7 protein-coding genes and 1 other RNA gene are annotated in these 6,166 nt (G+C 72.5%); 1 reads left to right on the top strand and 7 read right to left on the bottom strand.

From position 1 onward, the window contains the following. The 6 genes from ftsL to NJ376_RS25045 form a co-directional block, all read right to left on the bottom strand. On the bottom strand, window positions 1-506 hold a 506-nt coding region (gene ftsL / locus NJ376_RS25070; protein WP_456309872.1), incomplete at its 3' end, for a cell division protein FtsL. Continuing rightward, window positions 503-1,504, bottom strand: coding sequence for a 16S rRNA (cytosine(1402)-N(4))-methyltransferase RsmH (gene rsmH / locus NJ376_RS25065; RefSeq protein WP_252956025.1), 1,002 nt, complete (start codon window positions 1,502-1,504; stop codon window positions 503-505). The genes rsmH and ftsL, both read right to left, overlap by 4 nt. Beyond that, window positions 1,501-1,938 (bottom strand): division/cell wall cluster transcriptional repressor MraZ, encoded by a 438-nt coding sequence (locus NJ376_RS25060; protein ID WP_252956023.1) that lies wholly within the window; start codon window positions 1,936-1,938, stop codon window positions 1,501-1,503. Before NJ376_RS25060 ends, rsmH begins: the two co-directional genes overlap by 4 nt. 362 nt (window positions 1,939-2,300) lie before the next feature. Further along, an RNA gene (gene rnpB / locus NJ376_RS25055) (RNase P RNA component class A) lies at window positions 2,301-2,709 on the bottom strand. Window positions 2,710-2,719: 10 nt separating this feature from the next. Next, window positions 2,720-3,490, bottom strand: a complete 771-nt coding sequence (locus NJ376_RS25050; RefSeq protein ID WP_252956022.1) for an N-acetylmuramoyl-L-alanine amidase — start codon at window positions 3,488-3,490, stop codon at window positions 2,720-2,722. A 334-nt stretch (window positions 3,491-3,824) separates the two neighbouring features. After that, window positions 3,825-4,607 (bottom strand): TerB family tellurite resistance protein, encoded by a 783-nt coding sequence (locus NJ376_RS25045; protein WP_252956021.1) that lies wholly within the window; start codon window positions 4,605-4,607, stop codon window positions 3,825-3,827. 65 nt (window positions 4,608-4,672) lie between these two features. Between NJ376_RS25045 and NJ376_RS25040 the strand changes: the two genes are divergently transcribed. Then, entirely contained in the window at window positions 4,673-5,572 is a 900-nt protein-coding gene (locus NJ376_RS25040) for a TauD/TfdA dioxygenase family protein (RefSeq protein WP_252956019.1), read from the top strand. 124 nt (window positions 5,573-5,696) lie between these two features. Here NJ376_RS25040 and NJ376_RS25035 read toward each other — a convergent pair whose 3' ends face one another. Further along, window positions 5,697-6,149, bottom strand: a complete 453-nt coding sequence (locus NJ376_RS25035; RefSeq protein ID WP_252956018.1) for a GNAT family N-acetyltransferase — start codon at window positions 6,147-6,149, stop codon at window positions 5,697-5,699. Window positions 6,150-6,166: the final 17 nt, after the last annotated feature.

Here is a 6,166-nt window from a genome sequence, read left to right as displayed (position 1 = left end):
GGCGCGGCAGGTGGCGGCGGCAGGGTGGCGAGCGGCGCGTCCTCCGGCGCCTCCGCGGACGGGGCGGGGGCAGGGGCGGGGACCGGCGCGGCCGGCTCGGTACGGGCGATCTGCACCGGCGGCGACAGGCGCGGCAGCAGGGCGACCGCCACGCTCTCCCCTTCCGGCACGTCCTGCGGCCGGGCGGCGAAGAGGGCGGGCGGCCCGTCGAAGGCGAGGACCGCCGGCATGCGCCGCTCCGCCTCGTTCAGCCGGAGGAACTGCGTCGGCTGCATCGGCTCCAGCGAGAGGTGGCGCTGGGCGACGGCGCGCAGCCGTTCCGGCTCGTTCAGCCAGGCCCATTCCGCCTGCAGCGCCTGGGTGCGCTCATTCGCCGCGTCGATGTCGCGGGCGATGGTGCGCAGCTCGCGGTCGAGCAGCGCCGCCTCGTGCTTGGTCGAGTAGAGGTGCAGCCCTGCGAGTGCCGCGGCGAGGAAGCCGGCGATGTTGAGCGGTCGGAAGATCATGCGGCGTCCCGTTCTGGGGGCAGGCGTTCCGGAGGCAGGCGGTGGGCGGGCAGGCGTTCGAGGGCGCGCAGCCTGGCGCTGCGGGCCCGCGGGTTGGCGGTGGTCTCGGCATCGCCCGGGCGCAGCGCCCGCGGCGTGAGGAGGCGGTAATCGGCCGGGGCGGCGGGGCCGGCAAGGGCCCCCGGATCGTGGCGGGAGGCACCGCCGGCACGCCCGGCGCGCGCCGCCATGAAGCGCTTCACGATCCGGTCCTCCAGCGAGTGGAAGGCGACGACGACGAGGCGGCCGCCGGGCGCGAGGAGCTGCGCCGCGGCGTCCAGCCCGCGCTCCACCTCGCCCAGCTCGTCATTCACCGCGATGCGCAGCGCCTGGAAGCTGCGCGTCGCGCGGTCGATGCCGGAAGGGTCGCGCGGCGTCACGGCACGGATGATCTCGGCCAGGCGGAAGGTGGTCGTGATCGCCGCCTCGCGCCGCGCGGCGACGATGGCGCGGGCGATCCGACGGGCGTGACGCTCCTCGCCCAGCGAGAAGAGCATATCCGCGAGCTCCGACTCCGGCAGCGTGTTCACGAGATCCGAAGCAGACTTCCCGGCCTTCTCCATGCGCATGTCAAGCGGCCCGTCGGCGCGGAAGGAAAAGCCGCGCGCCGCTTCGTCGAGCTGGAAGGAAGAGACGCCGAGATCGAGCACCACCCCGTCCAGCCGGGCGATCCCGGCGCGCTGCATGAGGCCGAGCAGGTCGCCGAAACGGCCTTCCAGCAAATGAATGCGGTCAGGGAAGCGGGCGGCCAGCGCGGCGCCGCGGGCGATCGCCTCCGGGTCGCGGTCGATGGCGTAGAGGGTGCAGGCAGCGGCCGCGAGGATGGCGGCCGCATAGCCGCCGCCGCCGAAGGTGCCGTCCGCATAGGTGGCGCCGTCGCGCGGGGCGAGGCTGGCCAGCACCTCGGCCAGCATCACCGGGACATGGCCCTGGAGCGGGGCGGGCTCGGGCGCGCTCATACGTCGCCCCCGTCGTCCAGGGCGTCGAGCTTCGCCTCCTCCTCGGCGAAGGTGGCGGCGTTCCAGATCTCGAAGAAGGCGCCGCGGCCGGCGAATTGCAGCTCGCCATCCAGCCCGGCCTTCTCGGCCAGCGGGGCGGGCATGACGACCCGGCCCTCGGCATCCGGGCGCAGCGTGTGGACGCGGCCGAGCAGCTTGCGGCTGATCGCCTGGTACTCCGCGGAAAGCTTGGAAAGGCCCTCGGTGCGGCGGTCGAACTCCGCCATGTAGTCGGGCTTCGGCCAGACTTCGAGGCAAGGGAAGAAGCGGGAGCTGCGCAGGATGATCTCCTCCGCGCCGAGGCGGGCCAGGGTGGAGCGGAAGGCGGCCGGCACCGAGATGCGACCCTTCTTCGCGTCGAAGCTCCCCGGAAATGTCCCCGCGAAATCGGACATCGCCCTGCAACCGTCCCCCCGGCAACGGCGTGCCCCACCCGATCAGCGGCCGGCGGGGCCCCCCGACCCCACCGGCTCGCCCGACCACCCGACACCGGGACCGCTCGCCCCCCCGAGCGTTTTGGCCCCTCTGTCGGGATGACGACGGGATAACATGGGAAAGTCCGGGATAGCAAGCGCGAATACCGTTTCGCAGCACTAAGCGTCTGGTCGAATTCGAGCGGTTCCAGAGGCTTGACCGGAAATGTCGCACAGATTTCCAAGAACTTGACACATCTGCGCAGGCATGCAGCCGGCAGCCATGCTTTGTTCTTTCGGCGACGCGTTGGTGGATAAGGCTGGGGAGAAAACTGTGGACAGAGGGCGCCAGGCGGCCTGTAAGCCGGGTTCTGTCCATCCCTGGGGATACCGGGGATGAGACGACCATTCCTCTATCGCCCGCCTCGCGGCAGGGCTCTCGCGGCCAACCCGGGTGGCGGGGCGGGAACGCCCTTGCGTCACGCGCCCGAAGGCGCGCCGCCGGCCACCCCTATTCGGCCTTGCTCCCGGTGGGGTTTGCCATGCCGGGACCGTTGCCGGCCCCGCGGTGCGCTCTTACCGCACCCTTTCACCCTTGCCCAGGGCGGCGAACCGGCCTGGGCGGTCTGCTCTCTGTGGCACTTTCCCTGAGGTCGCCCTCGCCGGTGGTTAACCGGCACCGTATTCCCGTGGAGCCCGGACTTTCCTCCGGCCCGGCCTTGCAGCCGAGCCCGCGGTCGTCCAGCCGCCTGACGCGCCGCGGCTATGCGCCAGGCGGTGGGGCGGGGTCAAGCGGTGGCGCGCCAGCCGCGCGCATCGCCGCCAGCAGCGCGGCGAGGCGGGCCATGGTGCCGGGATCCGCCCGGCCATCCACCAGCGCCGGGCGCCAGCGCCGCTGGAAGGCGGCGAGCAGCACGGGCAGCGGCAGATCCGTGCGGTAGCCGATGGCGCCGAGCAGGGCGAGGGCCTCGCTCGCCGGCGGCACGGGCGCGGCGGCCGGGCCGGGCCAGAGGCCGACGCCATTGGCCGCGAGTCCCTCCCAGTCGAATTTCTCGCCGGGGTCCTGCTTGCGGTCCGGCGCGATGTCGCTGTGCGCCACCACATTCCAGGGCGGGATCGGGTGGCGGCCGAGGATCTCCAGGCAGAGATCGCAGACCGCCGCCATCTGCAGCGCCGGGAAGTCCCGGTAGCCCCATTCATGGCCGGGGTTGACGATCTCGATGCCGATGCTGCGGCCGTTGAGCTGGGCATGGCCGCGCCAGTGGGAGATGCCGGCATGCCAGGCACGCCGCGTCTCGGGCACCAGCGCGAAGACGGTGCCGTCCTCCTCCACCAGGTAATGGGAGGAGACCTGGGCGGCGGGATCGCGCAGGCGGCCGAGCGCTTCCGGGCCGCTCCGCATGCCGGTGTAGTGCAGCACCAGCACGTCGATCGGGGTGCCGGGCGGGCGGGCATCGTGGTTGGGACTCGGGGCCGGGCGCGGCAGCGGCGAGGCCGGCGGCAGGGGGGGGCGGCCGGTGGCGCCGCCACTCATGACGTCGGCCCTCGCCGGATGCAGTCCGCGTTGCCTGCGCAGCGGGCGGGCAGGACATGGGCCTGGGACCGCGGGACGGCGTTCACAGTTTCCGCTCTCTCTTGATGCGGTCCCCACCGCCCGCGCAGCGGGCGCGAGGTATGGGCCTGGGACCGCGGGACGGCGTTCACAGTTTCCGCTCTCTCTTGATGCGGTCCCCACCGCCCGCGCAGCGGGCGCGAGGTATGGGCCTGGGACCGCGGGACGGCGTTCACAGTTTCCGCTCTCTCTTGATGCGGTCCCCACCGCCCGCGCAGCGGGCGCGAGGTATGGGCCTGCGACCGCGGGACGGCGTTCACAGTTTCCGCTCTCTCTTGATGCGGTCCCAGGCGGCGTTGATCTCCGCCACCTTCTCCGTGGCGCGGCGGACGAATTCCTGCGGCACGCCGCGCGCCGCCAGGCTGTCCGGATGGTTCTCCCGCATCAGCTTGCGCCAGGCCTGGCGCACCACGTCATCCGTCGCCTCCGGCGGCACGCCGAGGATGGCATAGGGGTCCGGCCCCGCCTGGGGCGCCGCGCCGGGCGGGCGCTGGCCGTCCCGCGCCCGCTCCCAGGCTGCGGCGTCCAGCCCGAAGCCGAGCTGGACACGCTGCAGGAAGGCGACCTCCGCCCGGGTCAGCGGGCCATCGGCGCGGGCGATCTGGAAGAAGGCGGCCAGCACATCCTCCAGCATGCCCTTGTTGTCGGCGAAGGTCTGGCCCAGCCGTTCGGCGAAGGGGCGGTAATCCTCCTGGCTGTCCCGCGCATGGTCGAAGAGCTGGCCGACCTCGCGCAGGCTTTCGGGCGGGATGCGGAACAGCCGCTTGAAGGCGTCAATCTCCTCCCGCTTCACCGCGCCGTCACATTTGGCGAGCTTCGCCGCCAGCACCACGACCGAGATGGCGAAGAGCTGCTCCTTCGAGCCGAGCAGGGCGGCCATGTCCGCCGCCTGCTGCGCGGCGGAACGGCCGAGGAGGTTGCCGAAGGGGCTGCCGCCCTGGTCGGCCGCATGGCCCAGCGCGGCGCCGACCACGGCGCCGAGCGGCCCCCCGGTGACGAACCCCGCCACCCCTCCGATGACCTTGCCCCAGAAGCTCATCGGGCAGGCTTACCATGGCGGCCGGCCGCGCTACCATCCGGGGCAAGGATGGAGGGAAGAACGCCATGCCGCTCGAGCTGCGCCCGCTGCACCCGCTCTTCGTTGCCGAGGCGCGCGGCCTCGACCTCTCGCGGCCCCTGGCGGCGGCGGAGGTGGCCGCCGTCACCGTCGCCATGGACAAGTATGCGGTGCTGCTCTTCCCGGGGCAGCGCCTCTCGGAGCCGGAGCAGGTCGCCTTCGCCCGGCAATTCGGCCCGCTCAACCCCGGGCTGAAGCAGATCGGCCGGCAGCAGGAGCGGCTGCAGGAATATACCGCGATCGACATCTCGAACCTCGGCGATGACGGCAAGCCGCTGCCGCGCGACAGCAGGAAGGTGATCAGCAGCCTGGCCAACCAGCTCTGGCATTCGGACAGCAGCTTCCAGGCGCCGGCGGTCAGCTATTCCATGCTGCATGCGCTGCGCCTGCCGAGCTGGGGCGGGGAGACGGAATTCTGCGACCTGCGCGCCGCCTGGGACGCGCTGCCGGATCGCCTGAAGGCGCGGGTGGAGGGGCTGGCGGCGGAGCATTTCGCGCTGCATTCGCGCATGACGCTGCTGGGCGACGACCAGTACACGGCGGAGCAGCAGGCGGCGCTGCCGGCGGTGGTCTGGCCGCTGAAGCGGGTGCATCCGGGCAGCGGCCGCACCGCGCTCTTCGTCGGCATCCATGCGCGGAAGATCCTCGGCATGGGGCTGGCGGAGGGGAAGATGCTGCTGCTGGACCTGCTGGAGCATGCGACCCAGCCGGCCTTCCGCTGGACGCATCGCTGGACGGTGGGCGACCTGGTGATGTGGGACAATCGCTGCACCCTGCATCGCGGCCGGGCCTATGACCTCAGCGAGGTGCGGGAGCTGCGGCGGACCACCACGGATGAGGTGCCGGTGGGGGCGACGCCCTCGGGCTGGGCGCAGGCGGCGGAGTAGATCCCCATGACGTCGCTGCGCGACGCCATGGGAGGCCCGGAGGCGCTGGGCGAGCGGCGATTCGCACAGCCTGCCGCGGCAAAGCCGCGGCAGGGCAACGGGCAAGACGGTGTGTGCCCGGGCGCTATGGAGCCAGGCGCTTGGCCATGAACACGGCGGTGCCGCGGCCGGGGAATGCCTCGCGCGCCGTCACCGCGTAGCCCAGCCGCTCATAGAAGGCGATGTTGGCGGTGAAGGCGGCGTTGGTGAGGAGGCGCGTCTCGCCGCGGCCGGCGGCGCGGGCCAGCGCCTCGGCATGCGCCAGCAGGGCGGTGCCATGGCCCTTGCCCTGCCGCGCCGGCGCCACCGCGACATTCTCGATCCAGAGATGGTCGTCGCGCAGCACCGTCTCGATCAGCGCCAGCAGTTCGCCGCTCTCCTCCCACAGATCGATGCGGTGGGCCTGGACCGCCGCCTTGTAATCGGCGGTCATCGGCGCCGGCTCCCGCCCGACCAGCGGGATCCATTTGGCATAGGCGTCGCGCGTCAGGGCGCGGATGGCGGTGACATCGGCGAGGGTGGCGGCACGGAGGGCCATGGCGGGGATCCTTCCAG

This window comes from Siccirubricoccus soli (assembly GCF_024178315.1).
Taxonomy (GTDB): Bacteria; Pseudomonadota; Alphaproteobacteria; order Acetobacterales; family Acetobacteraceae; genus Siccirubricoccus; species Siccirubricoccus soli.
This window is presented reverse-complemented; position numbering and strand designations above follow the sequence as displayed.

Bases quoted from the DNA above. Each gene is read 5' to 3' on its own strand.
- rsmH (WP_252956025.1), bottom strand. From the start codon at position 1,504: ATGAGCGCGCCCGAGCCCGCCCCGCTCCAGGGCCATGTCCCGGTGATG.
- NJ376_RS25060 (WP_252956023.1), bottom strand. From the start codon at position 1,938: ATGTCCGATTTCGCGGGGACATTTCCGGGGAGCTTCGACGCGAAGAAG.
- NJ376_RS25050 (WP_252956022.1), bottom strand. From the start codon at position 3,490: ATGAGTGGCGGCGCCACCGGCCGCCCCCCCCTGCCGCCGGCCTCGCCG.
- NJ376_RS25045 (WP_252956021.1), bottom strand. From the start codon at position 4,607: ATGAGCTTCTGGGGCAAGGTCATCGGAGGGGTGGCGGGGTTCGTCACC.
- NJ376_RS25040 (WP_252956019.1), top strand. From the start codon at position 4,673: ATGCCGCTCGAGCTGCGCCCGCTGCACCCGCTCTTCGTTGCCGAGGCG.
- NJ376_RS25035 (WP_252956018.1), bottom strand. From the start codon at position 6,149: ATGGCCCTCCGTGCCGCCACCCTCGCCGATGTCACCGCCATCCGCGCC.